Genomic DNA, 25,806 nt, shown 5'->3' with positions numbered 1-25,806 from the left:
GGTTTGTCTGCCGCGTTCCGAACGCTGCGGTCGGAAAAATGGGGGCCGGCTTCTTCTTGTTATCGTGATGCCTGTGTTTTGGGCGGTTTGCGTTTGGGACTTGGGGCCCGGCTGCCGTCTTACTTCCGCGCCGAAACGGCAAAATCAATTCAAACTTGATTACGTTCTGCGCCTGCCGGCTGGGAACAGGCGCAGGGAAAATGCTTTGCGGAGTGCGTTTTTAATATAAAATTCCGTTTTAAAGTAAACCGTTTCAGGGGGGCGCGGCGGGCGCGCTTTTTGCTGAAACGGATGTTCGGATTATAGATGAAAACGCACGAAATAAGCAAAGATTCGGTCAGCTTGATAGGGGTTGCCGAACATGAGGCGGGTCAACGCCTTGATAACTATCTGATAAAAATCCTCAAGGGTGTTCCCAAGAGCCATATCCACCGCATTATCCGCGCCGGCGAGGTGCGGTTGAACAAGAAACGCTGCAAACCCGACAGCCGTATTGCGGAGGGGGATACGGTGCGGATTCCGCCTGTGCGCGTGGCGGAGAAGGAAATGCCGTCTGAAAGGCGTGCCGCCGTACCGGCGCGTGCGTTTGACGTTGTTTACGAAGACGATGCGCTTTTGGTGATCGATAAGCCTTCCGGCGTGGCGGTGCACGGCGGCAGCGGCGTGAGTTTCGGCGTTATCGAACAGTTGCGCCGCGCCCGTCCGGAGGCGCGTTATCTCGAACTCGTCCACCGTTTGGACAAGGATACGAGCGGCTTGTTGATGGTGGCGAAGAAACGCAGCGCGCTCGTCAAACTTCACGAAGCCATCCGTAACGACCACCCCAAAAAAATCTACCTTGCGCTGGGGGTGGGCAAACTGCCGGACGACAATTTCCATGTCAAACTGCCCCTGTTCAAATATACTGGTGCACAAGGCGAAAAGATGGTGCGCGTCAGTGCGGACGGGCAGTCGGCGCACACGGTGTTCCGTGTGTTAAGCCGTTTTTCAGACGGCATTTTGCACGGTGTCGGGCTGTCGCACCTGACTTTGGTGCGGGCAACGCTGAAAACGGGGCGCACGCACCAAATCCGCGTGCATCTGCAATCTCAAGGCTGTCCGATTGCGGGCGACGAACGCTACGGCGATTATCAGGCGAACCGTCGTTTGCAGAAGTTGGGTTTGAAGCGGATGTTTTTGCACGCGTCCGAGCTGCACTTGAACCATCCGCTCACGGGCGAGCCGCTGGTGTTGAAGGCGGAGCTGCCGCCGGACTTGGCACAGTTTGCGGTGATGTTGGAAAACGGGACGAAAATGTGAACCCCGATGCCGTCTGAAGCCTTCAGACGGCATCGGGACGTGAAAGTATGTGAAGAAGAACGAATATGGTTGATAAAAAAAGCCCTTTGATTGCTGTCAGTGTCGGCGAAGCGTCGGGCGACCTGTTGGGGGCGCACCTGATACGCGCCATCCGAAAGCGTTGCCCGCAGGCGCGGTTTACCGGCATCGGCGGGGAACTGATGAAGGCGGAAGGTTTCGAGAGCCTTTATGATCAGGAGCGGCTGGCGGTGCGCGGCTTTGTCGAAGTGGTCAGGCGGCTGCCGGAAATTTTACGGATACGCAGGGGGCTGGTACGGGATTTGCTGTCGTTGAAACCTGATGTCTTTGTCGGTATCGATGCGCCCGATTTTAATTTGGGTGTGGCGGAGCGGCTCAAACGGTCGGGGATTCCGACCGTGCATTATGTCAGCCCGTCGGTGTGGGCGTGGCGGCGGGAACGCGTGGGCAAAATCGTGCATCAGGTCAACCGCGTGCTGTGCCTGTTCCCGATGGAGCCGCAGCTTTATCTCGATGCGGGCGGACGTGCGGAGTTTGTCGGTCATCCGATGGCGCAGCTTATGCCCTTGGAAGACGACCGTGAAACGGCGCGGCAAACTTTGGGCGTGGATGCCGGTATCCCCGTATTCGCCCTGCTGCCCGGCAGCCGCGTCAGCGAAATCGACTATATGGCGCCGGTGTTTTTTCAGACGGCATTGCTGCTGCTGAAACGCTATCCCGCCGCACGCTTCCTGCTGCCTGCCGCAACGGAGGCGACGAAGCGGCGTTTGGCGGAAGTTTTGCAGCATCCGGAGTTTGCCGGATTGCCGCTGACAGTAACCGACAGACAGTCTGAAACGGTGTGCAGGGCGGCGGATGCGGTGCTGGTAACGAGCGGTACGGCAACTTTGGAGGTGGCGCTGTGCAAGCGTCCGATGGTCATCAGCTACAAGATTTCGCCGCTGACCTATGCTTATGTGAAACGCAAAATCAAAGTGCCGCATGTCGGCCTGCCGAATATCCTGTTGGGTAAGGAGGCCGTGCCGGAATTATTGCAATCTGAAGCAAAACCGGAAAAACTGGCGGCGGCTTTGGCGGACTGGTACGAACACCCCGATAAGGTTGCCGCGCTGCAACAGGATTTCAGGGCATTGCACCTGCTGTTGAAAAAAGATACGGCGGATTTGGCCGCGCGCGCGGTTTTGGAAGAGGCGGGATGTTGAGCGGTTAATGGATTATCTTCTTGAAGCAGCACGTATTACAAAAAAAGGGGGAGAAATTGTGATTAATGGCACAGTAACCAATAAATATCTAAGAGGAATTCCAAATGAAACAGAACTGGCCCAAATGGGATTAAGGTTAAAATATAATGGTCCGTTAAAGGAGGAGTTTAAACAACTGAAATTTCAGAAGAGTGATGGAAGCGACTTAAGCTCAACAGTCCTTAAAACCATTGTTTTTGAAAAGGTAAAATAATATGACAACTTATACTATTCCAAGAAAAGATTATCAATTTCTGTATATATTTGAAGGTGCTCTATTAAACTATACTTTGAAAAATGATGAATTCCATATCATTGTCAATTGTGTGGATTATCCGGACTTACCTCAAGAAATCCCTATGCCTAATTATTCAGACTGGGTAAAAATTAAATTCAAGCAGTTCAGCTATCTGAAATTTATCTATGTATACGCTACGAAGAGCCAAGATAAAAAGATCAAAAATGTATTGGAGCTTGGCGAATTAAAGCAGGATGATGAAATCTTGGATTATGGAGGTACGCTGGAATTGATAGGCGGTAGGTATGATCTTCCGACTGCTTTCAGCATATATATAGTTTGCCGGGAAATAGAGTTAGAATTTTTAGATCAGGAGAGTTTCAATTAAACGAGCCGTAGCTTGTCATGCCGCGCAGGCAACTTTATCGTATTTCCTTTTCGGTTGAAACCCTGCCACTCGGACATCTGTCCTTCGGGGCGGTAGAATCAGACTTTATTTGGGAGGGGCGTAACCCCTTCCGAATCAGGGCAACACATAGGGCGACGCTTTATGTGTCGTCCTGTGTGTTGAAACATTGATATGCCGATACGGAGCCTGTCGGCAAAATGCCGTCTGAACAATATCTTTTCAGACGGCATTTTGTATGGGGGTTAACGGTTGTTCAGCCCGAGTACGTCCTGCATATCGTACAAACCCGTTTTGCCGTTTACCCAAACTGCGGCGCGGACGGCACCGGCGGCAAAGGTCATGCGGCTGCTGGCTTTGTGGGTGATTTCCACGCGTTCGCCGTCGGTGGCGAAGAGGGCGGTGTGGTCGCCGACGATGTCGCCTGCGCGGACGGTGGCAAAGCCGATGGTGGACGGATCGCGCGGACCGGTGTGGCCTTCGCGGCCGTAAACGGCGCATTGTTTGAGGTCGCGGCCGAGCGCGCCGGCGATGACTTCGCCCATGCGTAATGCGGTGCCGCTGGGGGCATCGACTTTGTGGCGGTGGTGGCCTTCGATGATTTCGATGTCGTAGCCTTCGTTTAATACGCGTGCGACGGTGTCGAGGATGTGGAAGGTGAGGTTTACGCCGACGCTGAAGTTGGCGGCGAAAACGATGCCTGTTTTTTCGGCGGCAGCGCGGATGGCGGCTTTGCCCGCATCGTCGAAGCCTGTTGTGCCGATGATGATGTTGACTTGTTTTTCAACGCATTTTTGCAGGTGTTTGAGGGTCGGTTCGGGGCGGGTAAAGTCGATGAGTACGTCGCTTTGCCCGAGTACGGTGTCGATGTCGTTGGTGATGGCGATGCCGGTTTTGAGTCCGACGGCGTAGCCTGCGTCCAGTCCGAGGGCTTCTGAGCCTGAGTGTTCGAGCGCGCCGGAAAGGACGGTGTCGGGATGGTTGTTGACGGCTTCAACCAATACGCGCCCCATACGGCCGTTGACGCCGGCGATGGCGATTTTGAGCGGTGTCATGTGTGTTCCTTATTGTTTGTCTGCGTTTTGTTTCGCGCGGAGGGCTTCGGCGGCATTTTGGAGGGCGTCGCCTTCGGCGCGGACGAGCACGCCGTTTTCAAAATAGACGGTCAGATTGCTGCGTTCTTTGATGATGCCGTTGCGGGAGGTGTTGAAGGTATAGTCCCAGCGGTCGGTATGGAATGCGTTGTGCAACATGGGGCTGCCGAGCAGTAGTAGGACTTGGTCTTTGGTCATGCCGGCGCGGAGGGAGGCGACGGCGCGGGGTTCGAGTTCGTTGCCTTGGATGATTTTGAGTTTGTAGGAGGGAAACAGCGAGACGCGTTCGGCACTGCACGCGGCAAGGCCGAGGAGGGCGGAAAGGGCGAGGATGAGGGTTTTGTTCACGGGAGAACCTTTCTGTGCAAATCGGGATGTCTAGTGTAGCACTGCTTGAATATTTTATAAAAGCGAACGATAATCATACGCTTAAGCGGTATTTCACCATGTCTGTGTCCGACTGCCCGTCCGCCGTTGCGGTTTTGCTATTGCAAACTGCTATGGTGCGATAGTGGGCAAACAGGCCGAAATTGCGTATTATAACGTCTATTGTTTTACAGGGGTATTGAATATTATGGAAAAATTCAACAATATTGCACAACTGAAAGACAGCGGTCTGAAAGTTACCGGCCCGCGTTTGAAGATTTTGGATTTGTTCGAGACTCATGCGGAAGAGCATTTGAGTGCCGAGGATGTGTACCGTATTTTGTTGGAAGAGGGTGTGGAAATCGGTGTGGCGACGATTTATCGCGTGCTGACGCAATTTGAGCAGGCGGGCATTTTGCAACGCCACCATTTTGAAACGGGCAAGGCGGTTTATGAGTTGGACAAGGGCGACCACCACGACCATATCGTCTGCGTGAAGTGCGGCGAGGTAACGGAGTTCCACAATCCCGAAATCGAAGCCCTGCAAGACAAAATCGCCGAGGAAAACGGCTACCGCATCGTCGATCACGCGCTGTATATGTACGGCGTGTGCAGCGACTGTCAGGCCAAGGGCAAACGTTAAATCCGGACGGTTTGTTGTTCAGACGGCATTCATGATTTTGGATGCCGTCTGTGTTTTTGGAGAACTGCCATGCGTATTCCGCTGCTTGCCCCTGACAATTATGCCTTTCCCGATCCTACCTATGCTTTGGCCCGGTGCGACGGGCTGGTCGGCGTGAGCGGCGATTTGGATGTGGGGCGGCTGCTCGAGGCGTATCGGAACGGCGTGTTTCCGTGGTTTTCTCGGGACGGTTGGTTTTTTTGGTATGCGGTCGGCCCGCGTGCGGTGATTGTTCCCGAACGTCTGCACGTTCCGCGCTCGCTGGCGAAAACGCTGCGCAACGGCAGCTATCGGGTTGCGGTCAACGGCTGTTTTGCGGAAGTGGTCGCGCATTGTGCGGCAGCGGCGCGCCCGAATCAGGACGGAACTTGGATTGCGCCCGAGTTTCAGACGGCATATTTGAAGCTGCACGAAATGGGACACGCGCATTCTTTCGAGTGCCATTATCCCGATGAAAGCGGTGAAACGAGGTTGGCGGGCGGCTTTTACGGCGTGCAGATCGGCAGCGTGTTTTATGGCGAATCGATGTTTGCGTTGCAACCGGATGCGTCGAAAATCGCGTTTGCCTGCGCCATGCCGTTTTTGGCGGATTTGGGCGTGGAATTGATAGACTGCCAGCAGGACACGGAACATATGCGCCGTTTCGGTTCGGAGCTGCTGCCGTTTGCTGATTTTGCCGAACTTCTGCGGATGTTGAACGCCGTGCCGTTGAAAGAGGAAATCGGGCGGCGCGAAGTGGCGTGCAGGGGGCTTTGATGGCGGCTTATGCTTCGGTCAGGTTCAAATATGGTGGATTAAAATTGGAAATGACGACAGCCGGGTAAAATCACGGTGAAAAATGAAAAATGCCGTCTGGAACTTGAAAACATCGGGTTTCAGACGGCATTTTGTTTGACGGTTTATTGCTTATTTGAGCGGGCGTACTTCGAGACCGAACATGCGGCGTGCAGTGTTCAGCATTTGACAGCTGAATCCCCATTCGTTGTCATACCATGCGAAGACTTTGACCATGTTGCCGTCAACGACTTTGGTCAGTGTTGCGTCGAAGTGGCTGGCTTCGGTGGTGTGGTTGAAGTCCATGGAAACCAAGGGCAGGGTGTTGTAGCCTAAAACGCCTTTGAGCGCGCCTGCTTCCGAGGCGGCTTTCATCAGTGCGTTGATTTCTTCGACTGTGGTGTCGCGCGCGGCTTGGAAGCTCAAATCTACCAATGATACGTTGACGGTCGGCACGCGGATGGCAAGCCCGTCGAGCCTGCCTTTCAATTCGGGCAGTACCAAACCGACGGCTTTTGCCGCGCCGGTTTTGGTCGGAATCATGTTTTCCACGCCGCTGCGGGCGCGGCGCAGGTCTTTGTGGCGCACGTCGGTAACGGTTTGGTCGTTGGTCAGCGCGTGGATGGTGGTCATCGAGCCTTTGACGATGCCGACGCTTGTGCTCAATACTTTGGCGACGGGGGCGAGGCAGTTGGTGGTGCAGGAGGCGTTGGAAACGACGGTCATGTCGTCGGTCAGGACGCTGTCGTTCACGCCGTACACGACGGTTGCATCGACATCGTCGCCGCCCGGTGCGGAAATGAGGACTTTTTTCGCACCGCTTTCGAGGTGGATTTTGGCTTTTTCTTTGCTGGTGAACGCGCCGGTGCATTCCATGACCAAATCGACACCGAGTTCTTTCCACGGCAGTTCGGCAGGGTTGCGGGTCGAGAAGAAGGGGATTTTGTCGCCGTTGACGATGAGGTTGCCGCCGTCGTGGGATACGTCGGCTTCAAAGCGTCCGTGCACGGTGTCAAATTTGGTCAGATGGGCGTTGGTTTCAAGGCTGCCGCTGGCGTTGACGGCGACGATTTGGAGTTGGTCTTGAATCTGATAATCGTAGATGGCGCGCAAAACCTGGCGGCCGATGCGTCCGTAGCCGTTGATGGCGACTTTGATGCCCATGGTTTGTTCCTTTGTCGAGGGGTTGGGTAGATTTTCGGGGCGGATTATAGCAAATTTGTAGTGGCGTGTAATTAATATTTTATTGAAAACGGCGCGACTGGAAGGGTGGGCGGTAAGATGCGGACGGCACGGGTGCGGCGGACGGAGAGCTTGATAAAATGCCGTCTGAAGCGGCTTCAGACGGCATTTCGGGGAGGGGTCAGGAGGCGGTATTCTGTGCGGCTTCCTGTTTGGCTTTGTATTGTTTGAGGTATTCGAGGGCGGCGGCTTTTTCGCTGTCGCTGCCGTATTTCATATCGCGTTGGGCGCGGCGCAACTCGGCGCGTTCGCGGGCTTCGGCTATCTGTTTCGCCTGATAGTCTTTGCGGTTGTCGGCGGCGGCGAGGCGGTCTTGTTGGGTTTGCGCTTTTGCCATGGCTTTGGCGATGAGGTCGGCAGGGTTAAACGCCGGTTTTTTCGGTGTGTCGGGCGTTTGCGGACGCGCGTTGCGGACGGCGGCTTCGCGTTCGGCAAGCATGGCCTTGCGTTCGTCGGCTTCGCGCTGTTTGCGGGCAGTACGCTTGTGGTAGCGCGCGCGCGCGTGTTCGGCGGCGGCAAAACGGCTGTCGGCGGACAGGCTGAAGCGGCGCGCGCGGGGCAGGACGGTGTCGGCAACGGGCTGCATATGGATGCAGTCGACGGGGCAGGGGGCGACGCAGAGTCCGCAGCCGGTGCATTCGTCGGCGATGACGGTGTGCATAAGTTTGCCCGCGCCCATAATGGCATCGGCAGGGCAGGCGCGGATGCAGGCGGTGCAGCCGATACAGGCGGTTTCGTCTATCCGGGCGAGTGCTTTGGCTTGGGTTTTGGCAGGTGCGGCAAGGGGTTTGCCGAGCAGGACGGCAAGGTCGCGGACGACGGTTGCGCCGCCCGGGGCGCAGAGGTTGTACGCTTCGCCTGTTGCGACTGCCTGTGCGTAGGGCAGGCAGCCGTCGTAGCCGCATTCGCGGCATTGGGTTTGGGGAAGCAGGCGGTCTATGGCGGCGGCTGTGGCGGTCATGTCGGTGTGCGGCTCAAAATCGAAAGGGCGTATTTTAGCAGAATTGTATGCCGCGCCCGTTTCGGATGATGCGCGGTGTTTTGTTATAATACGGCGGCGTGTGCCGTTTCAGACGGCATTTTTCTGTATTTTCCTGTTCGGACGGCCTATGAATGAATTTTCGCTTGCCCCTATTGTGGTTGTTCTGCTGGTGTCGGTCATTACGGTGATCCTGTGCCGCAAGTTCAACATTCCCTCCATGCTGGGCTACCTGCTGGTGGGCTTTTTGGCGGGGCCCGGTATGCTCAGCCTGATTCCGAAAAGCCATGCGACGGATTATTTGGGCGAAATCGGGATTGTGTTCCTGATGTTCAGCATCGGTTTGGAGTTCTCGTTGCCCAAGTTGAGGGTGATGAGGCGGCTGGTGTTCGGTCTGGGCGGTTTGCAGGTCGGCGTTACGATGCTGTCGGTAATGGGCATACTGATGCTGACGGGCGTGCCGTTCAATTGGGCGTTTGCCGTGTCGGGCGCGTTGGCGATGTCGTCCACAGCGATTGTGAGCCGGATTTTGTCGGAAAAGACGGAATTGGGGCAGCCGCACGGTCAGATGGCGATGGGCGTGCTGCTGATGCAGGACATCGCCGTCGTGCCGCTGATGATTCTGATTCCCGCGCTGGCTGGCGGAGGGGAAGGAAATATTTGGGCGGCCTTGGGTTTGGCGTTTGCAAAAATGCTGCTGACGCTGGGGCTGCTGTTTTTCGTCGGCAGCAAAATTATGTCGCGATGGTTCAGGATGGTGGCAAAACGCAAATCGTCCGAACTCTTTATGATCAATGTGCTGCTGGTAACGCTGGGCGTGTCTTATCTGACGGCGTTGGAAGGGCTGTCGATGGCGTTGGGCGCGTTTGTGGCGGGGATGCTGCTTTCGGAAACGGAATACCGTTTCCAAGTCGAAGACGACATCCGCCCGTTCCGCGATATTTTGCTCGGCTTTTTCTTTATCACGGTCGGCATGAAGCTGGACATTCAGGCATTGATCGGCGGCTGGCGGCAGGTATTGATGCTGTTGGCAATGCTGCTGGTGTTGAAGGCATTGGTTGTGTTTGCCATTGCATTCAAAATGAAACATTCGGTCGGCGACAGCCTCAAAACGGCTTTGTATCTCGCGCAGGGCGGCGAGTTCGGCTTCGTGATGCTGGCCATTGCCGGGCAGCTTGATATGGTTTCGCCAGAATGGGAACAGGCGGCGACGGCGGCGGTTCTGCTGTCGATGATTATCGCGCCCTTCCTCTTGGGCGGCAGCGATGCGCTGGTCGGGCGTTTGGTCAAGTCAAGCTGGGACATGAAGTCGCTCGATCTGCACAGTATGCTGGTAGAAACCATGAGCAAGTCCGACCATGTGCTGATTGTCGGCTTCGGCAGGGGCGGGCAGACGGTCGGACGCGTCCTCTCCCAAGAAGACATCCCGTATTTCGCACTCGATTTGGACATCGCGCGGGTGCAGGTTGCCAGAAGTGCGGGCGAACCGGTGTCGTTCGGCGATGCGAAACGCAGGGAAGTATTGGAAGCCGCCGGTTTGGGACGGGCGAAAATGGTGGTGGTTACGCTCAACAATATGCACGAAACGCAACACGTTTTAGACAATGTGCTGTCCATGTATCCCAATATGCCCGTATATGTGCGCGCCACCAATGACGATTATGTGAAAACGTTTACCGATATAGGTGCGGAAGAAGCCGTGTCGGACACCAAAGAAACCGGACTCGTGTTGGCAGGCTATGCGATGTTGGGCAACGGCGCGTCGTACCGGCACGTCTATCAGACGATGGCAAATATCCGCCACAGTCGTTATGCCGCGTTGGAGGGGCTGTTTGTCGGCAGCGACGACGAAGCGGGATTCGGTGAAAACGGCGAAACTGTTTGCCGCCATGCTTTTTCTTTGGCGCAAGAGGCTTATGCCGTCGGAAAAACAATCGGCGCACTGCCTTTGGACAGGCACGGCATCAAACTGCTGTTCGTCCGTCGCCGTACCGCGAGGATTGAAAATCCCGTTCCTTCCTTCGTTTTGGAAGGCGGAGACATATTGGTCGTCGTCGGCAAAAAGGATGAAATTATTTTGTTTGAAAACTGGAGTTTGCAGGGAATATAAATGAAATTCCGAAATAAGGCTTGCGCCATTTCCGGTTATTTGGTTTAATAGCGTTTTCGCAAATCGCAAGGGTGATTAGCTCAGTTGGTAGAGCGTCTGCCTTACAAGCAGAATGTCGGCGGTTCGACTCCGTCATCACCCACCAAGTTTCCTTCCATTGTTGCAAACAATGGATGCGCGGTGGTAGCTCAGTTGGTTAGAGTACCGGCCTGTCACGCCGGGGGTCGCGGGTTCGAGCCCCGTCCGCCGCGCCAAGTTTCAAAATGCTGACTCTGTCGGTATTTTTTATACACGGGTGATTAGCTCAGTTGGTAGAGCGTCTGCCTTACAAGCAGAATGTCGGCGGTTCGACTCCGTCATCACCCACCAAGTTTCCTTTCATTGTTGCAAACAATGGATGCGCGGTGGTAGCTCAGTTGGTTAGAGTACCGGCCTGTCACGCCGGGGGTCGCGGGTTCGAGCCCCGTCCGCCGCGCCAAGTATTGAAAATACCGACCTTAGGGTCGGTATTTTTTCATCTGCCCGATTTGATGGGTTTGTCTGTTTTGGGTCTGTTTCGCCCGGATATTGCTGTTTTAATCCGGTTTTTTATCATTGGATGGTATTTTCGATACGGATTCGGACAGTTGTTGCGTGCTGTTCTGATGTTGCTTACCTGTCGTATCAATGGGCAGTAGGATGCTTGCGGATTTTATGGCTTCCTTCTTGCCGTTTTGTGGGTTGAAATGTCGGCGGATATGTCGGATATTTTTGAAAATGCCGTCTGAAGGTTTTCAGACGGCATTTTTGTCAGGCGGTTTTGGGTTCGCGGATGGGGAGGTTGAGGAGGGCGGCGGTTCCGGCCAGCAGTGCGTCGGCATACCACATCCAGCCGTAGTCGCCGAATTGTGTGATGACGATGCCGCCGATGTACGAGCCGAGGAAGCCGCCGATTTGGTGGGTGAGCATTACCAGTCCGAACAGGGTGGCGAGGTAGCGTGTGCCGAAGAGTTTGCCGGTAACGGCGGCGGTCGGGGCGACGGTGGCGAGCCATGTGAATCCGAGTGCGGCGGCGAAAATGTAGAAGTTGAGGTCGGTTTTGGGTGAGAAGATGTAAATCAGCACCATGGCGACGCGTGAGGTGTAGAGTCCGAACAGGACGTGTTTTCCTTTGAAGCGTCCGGTGCACCAGCCTGAGAACACGCAACCGGCGATGTTTGCCAGTCCGATGATGGCAATGGATGTTGAGGCGACGGTGGCGGGCAGTCCGCACAGGGCGACTTCCGTGGGTAGGTGGGTTACGAGAAAGGCGATGTGGAAGCCGCAGGCGAAAAAGCTCAGGTGCAGCAGGATGTAGCTTGGGGTTTTGAAGGCGGTTTTGACTGCTTCTCCGAGGCTTTGTCCGTGTGTGGCTTGGGCGTGTTGGGTGTGGGCGGCGTTGTTGCCGCCGGCAAGCCACCATGAGACGGGCAGAATCAGCAGGGCGATTGCGCCACAAACGTAAAATGTGCCCGTCCAGCCGACTTCGGGCAGGACGACGAGTCCTTGAACCAGCGGTGCGAACAGGAATTGTCCTGCCGAACCGCCTGCGTTGACCAGTCCGGATGCCAAGCCGCGTTTGTGTGCGGGGATTTGGGCGGCAACCTGTCCCATAATGATGGAAAACCCGCCGGAGCCGGTGCCGAATGCGAGCAGCAGCCCGACGGCAATCATCAGCCCCCAATAAGTCGGGATGTTGGGGGCAATCAGGCAGGCGCAGACGAGCAGGACGGCGCCGCCGCTTAATACCCTGAACGCGCCGAAACGGTCGGCAAGCGCGCCGGACAATGGTTGCGATATGCCCCACATCAGTTGGAAAACGGCGATGATGAGGCTGAATTGGGCAATGCTCAATTCGGTGGTGTTGACGACGGGTTGGACGAACAGTCCGAGCGTCATCCTCATGCCGATGGTAATCAGCAGGATGAATGCGGCGGCGGTGATGGTCAGCCAAAATTTGGGTGTTTTCGATGCGGTGTGCGTCATAATGTGTATTTTGAGTCGGTTAAGTTTGCGGATTTTAACAAACCGGATGATTCGGGCTAAATAATTCCTGATTCTTTGGATATAGCCAACGGTATGCCTGCCGATGCCGTCTGAAAGGGCTTGATGGGTATTTACGGTTCAGGTTAATATTTGTTCCGTATTTGTTAATTCCGGTTAGTATAGTGGATTAACAAAAACCAGTACGGCGTTGCCTCGCCTTAGCTCAAAGAGAACGATTCTCTAAGGTGCTGAAGCACCAAGTGAATCGGTTCCGTACTATTTGTACTGTCTGCGGCTTCGTCGCCTTGTCCTGATTTTTGTTAATCCACTATATTTTTGCCCGACGGGGTGAAAAATACAGTTGCTACGACCCACCCTACGTCCTCCCCTACACAACACCTTACGCCCGCTGAAAAAATTTCAGGCGGCATTTTTATCCAATGCAAAAATATCCCGTCATTCCCGCGAAAGCGGGAATGACGGGATTTGGCGGGAATGACGGCGGGGGCGGTTTGGTGGTTTGGATTGGTTTCGGTGGGCTGAAGCCCACCCTACAGCCCGCCCTACACATCTGGAACTCAACGAACCTGGATTCCCGCTTTCGCGGGAATGACGGGGGTGTGGCGGGAATGACGGGGGTTTATCAGAAATGACCGAAACTCAAAAGTCGGCAGCCTTGTTTACGCCTTCAAAATATCGAGCAATTTCAAATCGACTTTTTCGGCATCGAATTTATCTTTGGCAATCGCATAACTTGCATTCCCCATCAGGCGGACGGCTTCCCTGTTTTCGATAAAATAAATCATTTTTTCGGCCAAGATGCGGGGATTCCAAGGTTCGATCAGGAAGCCGTTGACCTTGTCGGCGACCGTTTCCCTGCATCCGGGGACATCCGTCGTAATCACCGCCCTGCCGACGGCCATTGCCTCCTGAGTGCTTCGGGGAACGCCTTCCCTATAATAAGACGGCAATACGAATATATGATGTTCTTTTATCACTTCGGAAACATTGTTTACAAAACCGGGGAAACGGATAATATCGCGGGCGATAAGGCGTTCCAAATCGCCCCCCCCCCCGCGTGATTTGTCGATTGCGCCCAAAGCGGTAAAAACCGTATCGGGGTATTTGTCCTTAACCTGTTCCGCCGCCCGAATAAAATCATCAATCCCCTTTTCTTTCAGAAATCTGCCGATAAAGAGAAATTTTACGGGTTCTTTTTCATCGGGAATATCCGCCTCGGAATAAGGATATTGCCGCGAATCCAGACCGATTCCGCCCAAAATATGGATGTTTTTTATTTTGATGCCGTATTTGTCCGTCAGTTCGTCTTTGTCGTCGGGGTTTAATACAATCAGGCTTTCCAACATCGGCAGGGCAATGCGGTATAAGGCAATCAAAATCCCCTTTATGATTTTTGTTTTTAACGGTATGCCTTCCGGCTGCGGGGTAAATGCGAATCCCAAACCTTCCAGCATCCCGACGATTCTGGGCACGCCTGCCAATTTTGCGGCAAAAGTGCCGAAAATCACGGGTTTTGCGAAATAAGGGAAAACCAAATCCGGCGATATTTTTTTGAGTTCTTTAAATATGAGGAAGGTGGATTTTATATCGGAAAACGGGTTCAGCCCGCTGCGGTTTGAACGGTAGGTAACGGGTGTAACCCCCATTTCCCTGATAATATCCAATTCATTATCGGAAAACTCCGATACAAAGGCATACACCTGATGGTTTTTGCCGATTAATTTTTTAATGACGGGGGCGCGGAAACCGTAAATGCTGGATGCGACTGTTGTGATAAAAACGATTTTCATAAGGCGGACACCTTGAATTATAGGATTGGAAATGCGGTCTGCATTGATGAAATGCCGGATACGGGGCGCGGCGGGCAAACCTTTGCCAAGCGCACCGCATCCGGCGCTTCGCCCGCCCGGGCAGGGGCGGCTTCAGACGGCATTTTATCCTGAAATCCGCTGCATAACGCCCGGTGATATACAGTATCGCGTTTTGTGATGATTTTACACCCGAAGGGAAAACGGACTTATTTGAATGGCGGTTTAATCGCGGCGGTTGTTTGCGGTTTGATAAGGCTGATTTGCGTGTCGTGCAGTCCGGCAACGGGTAGGGTGTTTGGAAAATGCCGTCTGAAGGTTTTCAGACGGCATTTCGATGTCGGCAGCAGTCGTGCGGAATCAGCCTTTGAAGCGTTTGAACACCAGCGTGCCGTTGGTGCCGCCAAAGCCGAAGGAGTTGGAAATGGCAACGTCGATTTCCGCGTCGCGCGCTTCGTTGGCGCAGTAGTCCAAATCGCAACCCGCTTCGATGTCTTGTTCAAAGATATTGATGGTCGGTGGAACTTTGCCATCGTGTATCGCCAAAATGCTGTACACGGCCTCCACGCCGCCCGCCGCGCCGAGCAGGTGGCCGGTCATGGATTTGGTCGAGCTGACGACGGTTTTGTAGGCGTGTTCACCGAACGCGCGTTTGAGGGCTTTGGTTTCGTTGGCATCGCCCAAGGGGGTGGACGTGCCGTGTGCGTTGACATAATCCACATCTTCGGGATTCAGTCCGGCATCTTTCAGCGCGCGGGTAACTGCCAGCGCAGGGCCTTCTTCGTTCGGCGCGGTGATGTGGTAGGCATCGGAACTCATGCCAAAGCCGACGATTTCGGCGTAAATTTTCGCACCGCGTTTTTTGGCGTGCTCCAATTCTTCCAACACCAATACGCCCGCGCCTTCGCCGATAACGAAGCCGTCGCGGCCTTTGTCCCACGGACGGGAAGCGGTAGCAGGGTCGTCGTTGCGGGTGGAGAGGGCTTTCATCGCAGCAAAACCGCCTACGCCCAAAGTGCTGATCGCGCCTTCGGCACCGCCTGCAATCATCACGTCAGCGTCGCCGTATTTAATCAGTCGAGCGGAGTCGCCGATGGAGTGCGCGCCGGTGGTACAGGCGGAAACCATGCCGTAGCTGGGGCCGCGGTAGCCTTTGAGGATGGTAACGTGTCCGGAAATCAGGTTAATCAGCGAACCAGGGATAAAGAAAGGATTGATTTTGCGCGCGCCGCCTTCGATTACGGCTTTGCCGGTGGCCTCGATGCTGGGCAGTCCGCCGATGCCGGAACCGATGTTTACGCCGACGCGGTCTTTATCGAGGTTTTCCACATCGTCCAAGCCCGAATCGGCGATTGCCTGCAATGCGGCGGCAATGCCGTAGTGGATAAATACGTCCATGCGGCGTGCTTCTTTTGCACTGATGTAATCGCCGATATTGAAATCGCGGACTTCGCCGGCGATTTGGCTGTTGATGTCGGATGCGTCAAAGCGGGTAATCTTGCCGATGCCGCTTTTGCCTGCGAGCAGGTTGTTCCATGCTTCTGCAACGCTGTTGCCGACAGGGGAAACTTGACCTAAGCCTGTAATGACTACTCTTCTCTGACTCATGATAATCTCGCTGTTGGTTGTCGGTGCGGCATATGGGGGTGTCGGACATATGCCGTCTGGAATTCCCGGCAGGTATTTAAACGGAGTTTAAGCAGTTTGCCATATAAGGGAAAAGCCTCTATTGCACGGTGCAGCAGAGGCTGTTGTGTCGGGCGATGACCGATTAGCCGTTGTGGGCGTTGATGTAGTCGATAGCCAGTTGGACTGTGGTGATTTTTTCAGCATCTTCGTCAGGGATTTCGCAGCCGAAAGCTTCTTCCAGAGCCATAACCAGTTCTACGGTATCCAAAGAGTCTGCGCCCAAGTCGTCTTGGAAAGAAGATTCATTTTTCACGTCGGCTTCATTTACGCCCAGTTGTTCAGCAACAATTTTCTTAACTTGTTGTTCGATGTTTGACATGTCAGTCGTTCCTTTATGCCTTGCGGCAGGTTGTTTAAGGGAAATAAATCGGTGGTATTGTACCGACTTTTAATAGAGTTTTCTATCTAATGCATATTATATCAATATTTGCCGATTTGTACATTTTTGGGTGCGGCGGGTTTTGTCGTTCAAGTTTGACCTGTGTGCCGTATGTTTGGCGGGATTTCGGTTAAAATGGCGGCATTTCCATCTGAAGCAGAAAGCCCTGTCATGTATCCACTTGCCCGCCGCATCCTGTTTGCACTCGATGCCGAGAAAGCCCACCACTTCACGCTCGACGCGCTCAACACGGTTTATAAATTGGGTCTGATTCCCGTAACCGACAACCGTACCAAACCTGTAAAACTGATGGGTATGGATTTGCCCAACCCTGTCGGACTTGCCGCAGGTCTCGACAAAAACGGTGAATACATCGACGCTTTGGGTGCGCTCGGTTTCGGTTTCATCGAAATCGGCACGGTTACGCCCAACCCGCAGCCCGGCAACCCGCAGCCGCGCCTCTTCCGCGTTCTAGAACACCAAGGCATCATCAACCGCATGGGTTTCAACAACCACGGCATCGATGCCATGATACGCAATATTGAAAAAAGCAAATTCAGCGGCGTGTTGGGCATCAACATCGGCAAAAACGCGGTTACGCCTATCGAAAACGCTGCCGATGATTATTTAATCTGCCTCGAAAAAGCCTACGCGCACGCAAGTTACATTACCGTCAATATTTCCTCGCCCAACACCAAAAACCTCCGCGCGCTGCAAGGTGGCGGCGAGTTGAGCGCATTGCTTGAGGCTTTGAAAAACAAACAGGCACAGCTTACCTCTGCACACGGGAAATACGTTCCGCTCGCCGTCAAAATCGCCCCCGATTTGGATGAAGCACAAATCGAAGACATCGCCCACGTTGTCAAATCCGTCGAAATGGACGGCATCATCGCTACCAACACCACCATCGACAAATCAAGCCTAGGCAGCCATCCGCTTGCAGACGAGCAGGGCGGTTTGAGCGGGCTACCCGTTCATGAAAAAAGTAATCGGGTGTTGAAGCTGTTGGCAGACCACATCGACGGCAAGCTGCCGATTATCGGCGTAGGCGGCATCATGAACGGCAAAGATGCGGCAGAGAAAATCCGCTTGGGCGCAACTGCCGTCCAGGTGTACAGCGGATTGATATACAAAGGTCCGGCATTGGTCAAAGAATGTTTGAAGGCTTTGGCGCGATGACGCGTCCCGCCCAAAATGTCGTCTGAAAGCACGTTTTGCCGTTCAGACGGCATTTTCATTTCCTTTTCCTGCCTGCCGCCCCTTGAAAATCCCTTACGCGCCGCCCTGTTTGAAACAAAGCAAACGCCCGCCGCGAACCAGACAATCTTGATACGCAGCCAAAGCAAGCCCGGCGGTAAGTTGTTAAACATATAAATAATTGATATAAAAAATAATTTTATACTGTGGCGGACGGCTTGGGGAAACGCAAAATATGAACGGCGTTGGAATTCATGATGTGGAAAATAAGGATATGGGGATAAAAATAGATGGGACTGTCCTAGATAACTAGGATAAACTCGATTTTACTAATTGTTTTAAGATGGAAATTTGAACTTTTATCTCACTGTTGTTAAAACGCCATTCGCACTCCTTTAATACAGCCCAAAAATGCTCTTTGGGAATGCCGTTAAACTTGCGTAAATGACGTTTTGCCCGGTTCCAAAAGTTCTCAATTCCATTGATATGGTTTTGTCGTTCGGCAAAATGTGTGCTGTGATTGATACGAAAACGAAGTTTCAGCGAAGCTAAAATGGCTAAATTCGCCCACATCTAATACATCATAGCTACGATAACAATCCGTATAAACAATGCTGTCAGGTTTCACTTGTTCACGGACAATAGGAAATAAAGTAGCGGTTTGAGTATTTGGTACAGTAACCGTATAAACCTTATATATTGCACCCCATCAGAGGGGCGCATTACTTTTCTTAACATTCCCCTTTGACAGCCAAGTGAAAGGGGGCTTTTTTATGTCAGCAGCAAATGTAATATTCTTACCATTTCGCTTCAAAAGACCAAATACGGCGACTTTACCGGCAGCACCGCGACCGCGTTTGCCTTTGCGTTGTCCGCCAAAATAACTTTCATCTGCTTCTACTTCGCCATCAAACATTTCTAAATGTGGACTGTTTTGATAAAAGTGTGGTTTTGATCGGCTGCAACCGTGTCCGTTTTGCCCAATTAAATGGTGATGAGTTGGAAACATTCTCCCGTTTTTTTAGAAATTTGGGTTATGAATTAGAATAAATGAAGGCCGTCTGAAAGTTCAGACGGCCTTTTTTAATGGTTGTTAATGATGATGGTGGGCATGGCGTGCGGCTGCGCGTTTGGTACCGACAGGCACAATCAGCGTTGCGTAAGTATTGTCTTTCTGACATACGCTCTTATCGCCGTAATCGGTCTCGTTCACGACTTTGATTTTCCACAAACCGTCAATCAGAGTAATCACATTGACCACGCCGTTTTTATCGGTTTTGCCGGAGAAGCCTTGAGGTTCGCGGTGGTCATGGGTTGATTCCAAGTCCATTTCCGCCAAAGTGTCTGAGCTGGCGGTAACGGTGGCTTTAACCAAAGGCTCGCCTTTGTACAGGACTTTGACCGGCAAAATACCGCCGGCTTTGACTTCGTTCGGATTTTTCAGCGGAACCAGTTCCAGCTCTTGGCCGATAGGGCGGGTCAATACCGCTTCATCAACTGCGCCGTTGCCCACTTGGACAAAGCTCTTGCCGAACATTTGCGCCTGTTCGCAATAGGTCGCGCCGGCCAGCTGTTTCAAGGTTTGCTGTTTCCAGCCGTCTTGGTTTTTCGACCAGAAAGTCGGTTTGTAGGTTGCGCTGACCCAGTAGGAGCCTTCAGGCAAAGCGGCTTTGGAAACGTATTGATAGTTTTCGCCTTTATTTACCAAATCAACGGTTTTCTTTGAGCTGCCGGTCAATTGCAGCGGTTTGAAAATATGTACGCGGTCGTCGGCGATTTTTTCGACATTGGGGAAGTCATGGCTGTAACCCAAATCCGCGTGCAGGATTTGGCCGGCTGGCTGATGTGTCGGTGCAGCCACCCAAACATCGTGCGCCTGCGCCACTGCGCCCAATCCCAGCAATCCTAAAAGCATCCATTGTTTCATAGTTTCTACACTCCATTTTGTTGTTGAATGAAAGGCCTTGTATTTTGGCGAGTGGAAACATTACTCTTATTTACATTTTTTGTAAATAATAAGTAATCGTAAACGATGAAAATAATAGGCTGCGGTATTTTTATTAACGCCTACTAACTCTGCTGCTGTTCTTGCAGTTACACCTGCGACAAATAGCTCAATGAGTTTATTTTGTTTATACTGGCTTAGACGACTTTTTCTCATAGGGATAATTCTAACTTAATTTGAATTTCCCTAGTTATCTAGGACAGCCCCAAATAGATTTTAAGTTTAAGGATTCGATATGTTTAAGGACGAACTAAATGAATTTATCCGATTTATATCCGATCCGGAAAGTGAATTGGATGAATGGTATTTGAGCGATTTTAAAGATGAACATATATGGAAAATGCAAAGTTACGAAGCATTTTCATGTTTGCGTGAAGCAGTCCCCTATTTGTTTGCTTATCCCCGATACGGGTATGAACTGTTGGAGATAATTTCCGCGTTAAAAGAAACATCTGATACGACAGAATTATTTTATGAGCCGGGCATTGTGCCTTTGCTGATTGATTTATATAAAGAAGATAGTTATCTGATAAATATGGTCAAACGGATATTCAACTGCCGTTATGGCAAATCTTCTCCATCCGGATGATAAAACGGATTGGCGGAATTTGGATGATTTATTCAATGAGTTGGTTTTAGAGGAATTGCGGGCTTCATTTGTGGATTGGCATCCGACTGTTGAAGAGGCAATCAGCCGTCATTTGGAAGACTTTTCGTAACAGGCATAATCGGAAGGGGCGGAATGACGGGGCAGGCAAACCGATGCGTGAACACGGAGCAGGCAACCGGAGTAAAAAATGAACCTTGATTTAACCGCGCAAAAAGTCCGCCTTTCTTGGAAGGATATTCTGTGGGGATATGAGAATAAATACTTGGGTTGGGCTGATGTAGTAGCTTATGCCCGAAAAATGACGCTTTCAGATCATGATGAACGCGTGTTCAAGCTATCTTTAATCAACAAATCCAATATTCTTGAATTAAAGCCTGTTCTGGAAGATTTGGCTTCGGAAATGAGGGATTATTCCCCTAAAAATTGGCTGTACGTCCTCTTAAGCGATGTATTCCATAGAAAAGAAGAATTTGAGGATTCTTTGGGGGAAATTGAAAAAATTTATGCAGATTTCGATTATCCGAAAGAAATAGAATCATTTGTCAGATATATGCCGCCTAAAGACGGTTATATTCCTTCTCCCCACAGCTATGAAGAAAATATTGCCCGGCTGTATCTCAATTGGGCAAAATATTTGGGCAGATAAGGCAGGCTAGATTCAAATGCCGTCTGAAATGGGCTTTCAGACGGCATTTTGATTATCCCTTATAATTAGGTCATTTTTATTTTCTCATCAGCAGATACTATCATGGCAACCATTCACACCCTTCTCCTCGTTGACGGCTCTTCTTATCTCTACCGCGCTTATCACGCGATGGCGCAGTTGTCCGCGCCAGACGGTGCGCCGACGGGTGCGCTTTATGGTGTGTTGAACATGCTGCGTCGGCTGCGCTCGGATTATGTGCACGATTATTGCGCGGTGGTGTTTGATGCAAAGGGCAAAAATTTTCGCCACGAGATGTTCCCTGACTATAAGGCGACGCGACCGCCGATGCCGGACGATTTGCGCCCGCAGGCGGAAGCCTTGCCGGATTTGGTGCGCTTGATGGGCTGGCCGGTGCTGGTGATTCCGCAAGTGGAAGCGGACGACGTTATCGGCACTTTGGCTAAGATGGCTAGCGAAGCAGGGTGGAACGTGGTGGTATCTACCGGCGATAAGGACATGGCGCAGTTGGTGAACGAGAGCGTAACGCTGGTGAACACGATGAGCGGCGAAACGCTGGACATTGAAGGCGTGAAGGAAAAATTCGGCGTGCGTCCCGACCAAATCCGCGATTATCTCGCGCTGATGGGCGACAAGGTGGACAATGTGCCGGGCGTGGAGAAATGCGGCCCGAAAACGGCGGTGAAGTGGCTGGAAGCCTACGGCTCGCTGGCTGGTGTGATGGAACACGCTGGCGAAGTCAAAGGCAAGGTCGGCGAAAACCTGCAAGCCGCTTTGGAACAACTGCCGCTGTCGTATGATTTGGTAACGATTAAAACCGATGTGGACTTGCACACCGAGCTTTCAGACGGCATCGAAAGCCTGCGCCGCACTTCGCCGAAATGGTCGCAGCTTGCGGTCGATTTCAAACGCTGGGGCTTCCGCACTTGGTTGAAAGAGGCGGAGAGCCGTATGCACGAAGCAGCGGACGGCGATTTGTTCGGCAGCGATACGATAGGCGAACAGGCGGCGTTGGATATGGAAACGTCGTCTGAAAGGCTACATGAAAAAGCCGTTGCGCCCGAAAAACTGGATTATCAGGCCGTTATCACCGAAGCGCAGTTTGCCGCCTTGTTGGACAAACTGGCTCAGACGGACAAAATCGGCATCGATACGGAAACCACGTCATTAGACGCGATGAACGCCTCGCTGGTCGGCATCAGCATCGCGTTCCAAGCGGGCGAAGCAGTTTACATCCCCGTAGGACACAGCCTGACCGCCGCGCCTGAACAGCTTGATTTGCAAGACGTGTTAGGCCGTCTGAAACCGCATTTGGAAAACCCCGCCCTGAAAAAAATCGGTCAAAACCTCAAATACGACCAACACGTTTTCGCCAACTACGGCATCGCCCTGAACGGCATCGCCGGCGACGCGATGCTCGCTTCCTACATCATTGAGAGCCACCTCGGACACGGTTTGGACGAATTGTCCGGACGCTGGTTGGGCTTGGAAACCATTACCTACGAATCGCTGTGCGGCAAAGGCGCGAAGCAAATCGGTTTTGCCGACGTCGCCATTGAGCAGGCGACCGAATACGCCGCCCAAGACGCCGATTTCGCCCTGCGCCTCGAAGCGCACCTGCGCGCGCAAATGGACACCAAGCAGCTTGAAATGTATGAAAAAATGGAGCTGCCCGTCGCGCAGGTGTTGTTTGAAATGGAACGCAACGGCGTACAAATCGACCGCGCCGAACTCGCCCGCCAAAGCGCGGAACTCGGCGCCGAGCTGATGAAGCTCGAACAAGAAGCCTACGCCGCCGCAGGCCAGCCGTTCAACCTCAACTCGCCGAAACAGCTTCAAGAAATCCTGTTTGACAAAATGGGCATCCCCACCAAAGGCCTGAAAAAAACCGCCAAAGGCGGCATTTCCACCAATGAAGCCGTGCTCGAACAGCTCGCGCCCGACTACCCCCTGCCCAAAATCATCCTGCAAAACCGCAGCCTGGCGAAGCTCAAATCCACCTACACCGACAAACTGCCCGAAATGATTTCGCCCAAAGACGGCCGCGTGCATACTACCTATGCCCAAGCCGTCGCCATCACCGGCCGCCTCGCCAGCAACAACCCCAACCTGCAAAACATCCCCATCCGCACCGCTGAAGGCCGCCGCGTGCGCCGCGCCTTTACCGCACCGCAAGGCAGCGTCATCGTTTCTGCCGACTATTCCCAAATCGAGCTGCGCATCATGGCGCACCTCTCCGGCGACAAAACCCTGATTACCGCGTTCCAAAACGGCGAAGACGTACACCGCCGCACCGCCGCCGAAGTGTTCGGCATCGTCCCCGAAAACGTCTCGTCCGAACAACGCCGCTACGCCAAAACCATCAACTTCGGCCTCATTTACGGCATGGGCCAATATGGCCTTGCCAAATCATTGGGCATCGACAACATCTCCGCCAAAAACTTTATCGACCGCTACTTCGCCCGCTATCCCGGCGTCGCCGAATACATGCAGCGCACCAAAGAACAAGCCGCCGCCCAAGTCTACGTCGAAACCCTGTTCGGCAGAAGGCTCTATTTGCCCGACATCCGCAACAAAAACGCCAACGCCCGCGCCGGAGCCGAACGCGCCGCCATCAACGCCCCCATGCAAGGCACAGCCTCCGACCTGATCAAACGCGCCATGATAGACGTGTCCCGCTGGCTGGTTTCAGACGACCTGAAGAGCAAACTGATTATGCAGGTGCATGACGAACTGGTACTGGAAGTACCTGAAACCGAACTGGATTTAGTCAAAGAAAAACTGCCGCAGATTATGGCGAAAGTGGATGAAGGGATGTTGAAAGTGCCGCTGGTGGCTGAGGTTGGAGTAGGGGAGAATTGGGAAGAGGCACATTGAGAATGCACAAGTATTGAACTGTTACGTTTTGATTTATCAAAATTTAAGGAAGTAAAATGCTCGACTCTAATGATTGGAAATCAATAGTATTAAACATTGTTTGCGGTATTGTTACAGCTGTCATTATAGGTATATTTACCGGTTTATGGAAAAAATCCAGATATAAATGTCAAGAATGGGTATCTGGAAATTCTGATCGGATACCTGTTCAAGATACGTCGCTTTATCCTAATGATATAAAAGCCAAGAGGAGGTATGAAGTAAAAAAATTTATTGGCGAAGTGTCTTTTTATACACTTACTTATTTGATTATTTTGGCATCTTTTTCTATGCCGATTTTATTCCACGACCCTTTTGGTACAAATCGGCTTTATTTGAGTCAGGCCAAATATATTGGAATGTATTTTCCTGAAATCTCAATGACTGGCGGATACGCTAATATTTTTGTATGGTTCATTACGCTTACCTTATATGTTCCAATTTTTGGACTGTCTAAGTTAATGACAAAGTATTTATGGTATCCGTTGACAAACATATTTTGGGACTATAACGAAAATTTGGATAAAGTTGGATTTCTCATTTTTATTGCTTTGAAATCATTATTTATATCAGCTTGTGTGCAGTGGTTATTTTTTGATACGGAATTTTTGCAGGCATTGGAAAATGTCTTAATTTTAACTGTTTTTTCAATTGTTTTTGCACTATCACAAAATCGACGCCAGTAAGCCGTAGCCTGGATACCTATTTAGTTGCGCGCGACGGTTGAAACCCAAAACCCGCCCCATGCCGTCTGAAGCCCGACAATCCGGGTTTCAGACAGCATCGGGCTCCTGCTGCGTTTTCAGATGGTGCGGATTTGTCGGCCTGAAATGCCGGATACGCATTTTGCCATCATTTGAAGATATTTTAACTGGTTGTGTTTTAGTAATCTGTTGATTTCAATTATCCGCAAGGGGAAAGACAATTATTTTTCAGTTAGGAAGAAAAGCTATCATATTAAATACATTGAAGATAATTATATCTATCAACACTATATTAAAACACAGCCTGTTAATTTATCGGACTAAAACAACTTTACCCGCCCCCGCCTGTTTCGCGGCACTATTTTGAAACGCAGCCGTTTGTTCCGGCGGTGTTTGAACAATCGGTACGATTCCGGCTGTTGCAAGGCGGTTATTCCTACGTTCGGTCGGCAAACCGCCCTACCGGATACAAAATATTTCCCCGCCGCTGCGGGATTGAAACCCATCCGGATACCGCCTTGTTTTCAGGATTTGCGAGAAAGAAAAGTAATGCGCCCCTTTGGCTGGGTGCAATATATAAGGCTTCCCCGCGCCCGGCCGCGTGCCAACCGTCGTCAGGCGGTCTTGAGCCTGCTTAACGGTATCCCCTCATCAGGCTGTAACCGTTGGCTTTCATGCAGTAGAAAACCAGCTTGGCGGCTTTCTGTTTTTCCAAACGGTTTGCATCGACATCTTTGCGGCAGTAGCCCAATTGGTCGAGTGCCTCTTGCTTGGAGCCCCCGTCCTTATGCCAATATACATACGGTGTGGCGCAGGCAGCCAAGAGGGCTGCCGATACCGACATCAAAGCAATACGGTTTACGCTCATTTTTTACCCTTCTGAATAAAATTTAAAAAATTTTGATGTGCTGCATTTGAAATATTATTCTATTTTACAAATTTATTCAACTATAGTTTTATTTTAACAAGCTATAGTTTATTGTTTGAATATTGGGATTTTTCCATACTCACTGCATGGAAAAACCGACCACCCCAAACCCCTACCGCCTTATCTTCGCCCAAAATATGAGGCAGGTCAGGCGTTTGAAAGAGCTTTCTCAAGAAGAGTTGGCTTTTAGTGCGCGCGTAAGCAAAACCTATATCAGCGAAATAGAACGCGGCAGCCGTTCGGTTTCCATTGATGTGATGGGTCAGATTGCCGATGCGTTGGGTATGCCTTTGGAAGAACTGGTTAGAAAAGACCTGCTGCAACTCAGATAATGTCGGCGACCCGCCCTATGCCACCGCTGGCCGCCATCGTACAGTTTCTGTTTTGTTTTCAAACGGCATCCTTCCGTTTCTATTAAAATAGCGCATTCCA

Annotated in this window: 25 protein-coding genes, 4 tRNA genes and 2 pseudogenes; 19 read left to right on the top strand and 12 right to left on the bottom strand. The window is 52.0% G+C overall.

Going from position 1 to position 25,806, the window contains the following annotated elements; translation table 11 throughout:
* Nucleotides 1-306: 306 nt before the first annotated feature.
* The 4 genes from ACNAU7_RS06290 to ACNAU7_RS06275 all read left to right on the top strand — a co-directional run bounded on the left by ACNAU7_RS06290 (nucleotide 307) and on the right by ACNAU7_RS06275 (nucleotide 3,184).
* Nucleotides 307-1,299 (top strand): RluA family pseudouridine synthase, encoded by a 993-nt coding sequence (locus ACNAU7_RS06290; RefSeq protein ID WP_002249920.1) that lies wholly within the window; start codon nucleotides 307-309, stop codon nucleotides 1,297-1,299.
* Between the two features lie 65 nt (nucleotides 1,300-1,364).
* The gene (gene lpxB / locus ACNAU7_RS06285) at nucleotides 1,365-2,519 is read left to right on the top strand and encodes a lipid-A-disaccharide synthase (protein WP_416301565.1); all 1,155 of its coding nucleotides are present in this window, start codon (nucleotides 1,365-1,367) and stop codon (nucleotides 2,517-2,519) included.
* Between the two features lie 7 nt (nucleotides 2,520-2,526).
* On the top strand, nucleotides 2,527-2,772 hold the full coding sequence (locus ACNAU7_RS06280) for a hypothetical protein (RefSeq protein ID WP_416301563.1): 246 nt from the start codon (nucleotides 2,527-2,529) through the stop codon (nucleotides 2,770-2,772).
* Between the two features lies 1 nt (nucleotide 2,773).
* A complete protein-coding gene (locus ACNAU7_RS06275; protein WP_416301561.1) occupies nucleotides 2,774-3,184 on the top strand; it encodes a hypothetical protein in 411 nt (136 codons plus the stop codon).
* A gap of 263 nt (nucleotides 3,185-3,447) precedes the next feature.
* On the opposite strand, the gene dapB is transcribed toward ACNAU7_RS06275, so the two are convergent.
* Entirely contained in the window at nucleotides 3,448-4,257 is an 810-nt protein-coding gene (dapB, locus tag ACNAU7_RS06270) for a 4-hydroxy-tetrahydrodipicolinate reductase (protein ID WP_416301559.1), read from the bottom strand.
* 9 nt (nucleotides 4,258-4,266) lie between these two features.
* Nucleotides 4,267-4,644, bottom strand: coding sequence for an outer membrane protein assembly factor BamE (locus ACNAU7_RS06265; RefSeq protein ID WP_323175077.1), 378 nt, complete (start codon nucleotides 4,642-4,644; stop codon nucleotides 4,267-4,269).
* A gap of 226 nt (nucleotides 4,645-4,870) precedes the next feature.
* Here ACNAU7_RS06265 and fur point away from each other — a divergent pair, with 226 nt between their 5' ends.
* Together fur and aat are read left to right on the top strand one after the other, a co-directional pair.
* Entirely contained in the window at nucleotides 4,871-5,305 is a 435-nt protein-coding gene (gene fur, locus ACNAU7_RS06260; protein WP_002218609.1) for a ferric iron uptake transcriptional regulator, read from the top strand.
* 69 nt (nucleotides 5,306-5,374) lie between these two features.
* Complete coding sequence (gene aat, locus ACNAU7_RS06255) at nucleotides 5,375-6,100, top strand: leucyl/phenylalanyl-tRNA--protein transferase (RefSeq protein WP_416301554.1); 726 nt, start codon at nucleotides 5,375-5,377, stop codon at nucleotides 6,098-6,100.
* Between the two features lie 150 nt (nucleotides 6,101-6,250).
* Here aat and gap read toward each other — a convergent pair whose 3' ends face one another.
* Together gap and ACNAU7_RS06245 are read right to left on the bottom strand one after the other, a co-directional pair.
* On the bottom strand, nucleotides 6,251-7,282 hold the full coding sequence (gene gap, locus ACNAU7_RS06250; RefSeq protein WP_416301552.1) for a type I glyceraldehyde-3-phosphate dehydrogenase: 1,032 nt from the start codon (nucleotides 7,280-7,282) through the stop codon (nucleotides 6,251-6,253).
* Between the two features lie 199 nt (nucleotides 7,283-7,481).
* Nucleotides 7,482-8,321 (bottom strand): RnfABCDGE type electron transport complex subunit B, encoded by an 840-nt coding sequence (locus tag ACNAU7_RS06245; RefSeq protein ID WP_416301550.1) that lies wholly within the window; start codon nucleotides 8,319-8,321, stop codon nucleotides 7,482-7,484.
* A 148-nt stretch (nucleotides 8,322-8,469) separates the two neighbouring features.
* On the opposite strand from ACNAU7_RS06245, the gene ACNAU7_RS06240 reads away from it, so the two are divergent.
* The 5 genes from ACNAU7_RS06240 to ACNAU7_RS06220 all read left to right on the top strand — a co-directional run bounded on the left by ACNAU7_RS06240 (nucleotide 8,470) and on the right by ACNAU7_RS06220 (nucleotide 10,927).
* On the top strand, nucleotides 8,470-10,449 hold the full coding sequence (locus ACNAU7_RS06240; protein WP_416301548.1) for a cation:proton antiporter: 1,980 nt from the start codon (nucleotides 8,470-8,472) through the stop codon (nucleotides 10,447-10,449).
* Between the two features lie 69 nt (nucleotides 10,450-10,518).
* Nucleotides 10,519-10,594 (top strand) — tRNA-Val (locus tag ACNAU7_RS06235).
* Nucleotides 10,595-10,626: 32 nt separating this feature from the next.
* A tRNA-Asp gene (locus ACNAU7_RS06230) sits at nucleotides 10,627-10,703 on the top strand.
* Nucleotides 10,704-10,742: 39 nt separating this feature from the next.
* Nucleotides 10,743-10,818, top strand: a tRNA-Val gene (locus ACNAU7_RS06225).
* 32 nt (nucleotides 10,819-10,850) lie between these two features.
* Nucleotides 10,851-10,927, top strand: a tRNA-Asp gene (locus ACNAU7_RS06220).
* 311 nt (nucleotides 10,928-11,238) lie between these two features.
* On the opposite strand, the gene ACNAU7_RS06215 is transcribed toward ACNAU7_RS06220, so the two are convergent.
* Nucleotides 11,239-12,453: an MFS transporter gene (locus ACNAU7_RS06215; RefSeq protein ID WP_416301546.1), complete on the bottom strand. Its 1,215-nt coding sequence runs from the start codon at nucleotides 12,451-12,453 to the stop codon at nucleotides 11,239-11,241.
* Nucleotides 12,454-13,133: 680 nt separating this feature from the next.
* The gene (locus tag ACNAU7_RS06210) at nucleotides 13,134-14,264 is read right to left on the bottom strand and encodes a glycosyltransferase family 4 protein (protein ID WP_416301544.1); all 1,131 of its coding nucleotides are present in this window, start codon (nucleotides 14,262-14,264) and stop codon (nucleotides 13,134-13,136) included.
* A 12-nt stretch (nucleotides 14,265-14,276) separates the two neighbouring features.
* On the opposite strand from ACNAU7_RS06210, the gene ACNAU7_RS06205 reads away from it, so the two are divergent.
* Entirely contained in the window at nucleotides 14,277-14,417 is a 141-nt protein-coding gene (locus tag ACNAU7_RS06205) for a hypothetical protein (protein ID WP_416301542.1), read from the top strand.
* 225 nt (nucleotides 14,418-14,642) lie between these two features.
* On the opposite strand, the gene fabF is transcribed toward ACNAU7_RS06205, so the two are convergent.
* Nucleotides 14,643-15,890, bottom strand: a complete 1,248-nt coding sequence (gene fabF, locus ACNAU7_RS06200) for a beta-ketoacyl-ACP synthase II (RefSeq protein WP_250314467.1) — start codon at nucleotides 15,888-15,890, stop codon at nucleotides 14,643-14,645.
* 163 nt (nucleotides 15,891-16,053) lie between these two features.
* Nucleotides 16,054-16,290, bottom strand: coding sequence for an acyl carrier protein (gene acpP / locus ACNAU7_RS06195; protein ID WP_002215574.1), 237 nt, complete (start codon nucleotides 16,288-16,290; stop codon nucleotides 16,054-16,056).
* A 231-nt stretch (nucleotides 16,291-16,521) separates the two neighbouring features.
* Between acpP and ACNAU7_RS06190 the strand changes: the two genes are divergently transcribed.
* Nucleotides 16,522-17,529 carry a quinone-dependent dihydroorotate dehydrogenase gene (locus ACNAU7_RS06190; RefSeq protein ID WP_416301533.1) on the top strand — a complete coding sequence of 336 codons (1,008 nt, stop codon included), beginning with the start codon at nucleotides 16,522-16,524 and terminating at the stop codon, nucleotides 17,527-17,529.
* 15 nt (nucleotides 17,530-17,544) lie between these two features.
* A complete protein-coding gene (locus ACNAU7_RS06185; RefSeq protein WP_416301530.1) occupies nucleotides 17,545-17,724 on the top strand; it encodes a hypothetical protein in 180 nt (59 codons plus the stop codon).
* Nucleotides 17,725-17,856: 132 nt separating this feature from the next.
* Here the strand turns inward: ACNAU7_RS06185 and ACNAU7_RS06180 are convergent.
* The 3 genes and pseudogenes from ACNAU7_RS06180 to ACNAU7_RS06170 all read right to left on the bottom strand — a co-directional run.
* A pseudogene (locus ACNAU7_RS06180) lies at nucleotides 17,857-18,532 on the bottom strand (IS1595 family transposase).
* Between the two features lie 108 nt (nucleotides 18,533-18,640).
* A complete protein-coding gene (locus tag ACNAU7_RS06175) occupies nucleotides 18,641-19,474 on the bottom strand; it encodes a DUF4198 domain-containing protein (RefSeq protein ID WP_101120541.1) in 834 nt (277 codons plus the stop codon).
* Nucleotides 19,475-19,561: 87 nt separating this feature from the next.
* Nucleotides 19,562-19,708: pseudogene (locus ACNAU7_RS06170) on the bottom strand (IS1595 family transposase); the annotation flags it as partial.
* Nucleotides 19,709-19,787: 79 nt separating this feature from the next.
* On the opposite strand from ACNAU7_RS06170, the gene ACNAU7_RS06165 reads away from it, so the two are divergent.
* From ACNAU7_RS06165 to ACNAU7_RS06150, 4 genes are all read left to right on the top strand, one after another.
* Nucleotides 19,788-20,141 (top strand): hypothetical protein, encoded by a 354-nt coding sequence (locus ACNAU7_RS06165; RefSeq protein WP_416301528.1) that lies wholly within the window; start codon nucleotides 19,788-19,790, stop codon nucleotides 20,139-20,141.
* A 208-nt stretch (nucleotides 20,142-20,349) separates the two neighbouring features.
* Nucleotides 20,350-20,808, top strand: coding sequence for a DUF2247 family protein (locus ACNAU7_RS06160; protein WP_416301526.1), 459 nt, complete (start codon nucleotides 20,350-20,352; stop codon nucleotides 20,806-20,808).
* Between the two features lie 102 nt (nucleotides 20,809-20,910).
* Nucleotides 20,911-23,703 carry a DNA polymerase I gene (polA, locus tag ACNAU7_RS06155; protein WP_416301524.1) on the top strand — a complete coding sequence of 931 codons (2,793 nt, stop codon included), beginning with the start codon at nucleotides 20,911-20,913 and terminating at the stop codon, nucleotides 23,701-23,703.
* Nucleotides 23,704-23,759: 56 nt separating this feature from the next.
* Nucleotides 23,760-24,428: a hypothetical protein gene (locus tag ACNAU7_RS06150; protein WP_416301522.1), complete on the top strand. Its 669-nt coding sequence runs from the start codon at nucleotides 23,760-23,762 to the stop codon at nucleotides 24,426-24,428.
* Nucleotides 24,429-25,080: 652 nt separating this feature from the next.
* Here ACNAU7_RS06150 and ACNAU7_RS06145 read toward each other — a convergent pair.
* Nucleotides 25,081-25,314 carry a hypothetical protein gene (locus ACNAU7_RS06145; RefSeq protein WP_416301520.1) on the bottom strand — a complete coding sequence of 78 codons (234 nt, stop codon included), beginning with the start codon at nucleotides 25,312-25,314 and terminating at the stop codon, nucleotides 25,081-25,083.
* A 146-nt stretch (nucleotides 25,315-25,460) separates the two neighbouring features.
* Here ACNAU7_RS06145 and ACNAU7_RS06140 point away from each other — a divergent pair, with 146 nt between their 5' ends.
* Nucleotides 25,461-25,706, top strand: a complete 246-nt coding sequence (locus ACNAU7_RS06140; protein ID WP_003753308.1) for a helix-turn-helix domain-containing protein — start codon at nucleotides 25,461-25,463, stop codon at nucleotides 25,704-25,706.
* Nucleotides 25,707-25,806: the final 100 nt, after the last annotated feature.

Source organism: Neisseria sp. LACPHL-SPEC-2024-00856 (assembly GCF_047915665.1).
Lineage (GTDB): Bacteria > Pseudomonadota > Gammaproteobacteria > Burkholderiales > Neisseriaceae > Neisseria > Neisseria polysaccharea.
The sequence above is the reverse complement of the archived record's forward strand: the minus strand, read 5'-3'. Positions and strand labels throughout refer to the sequence as shown.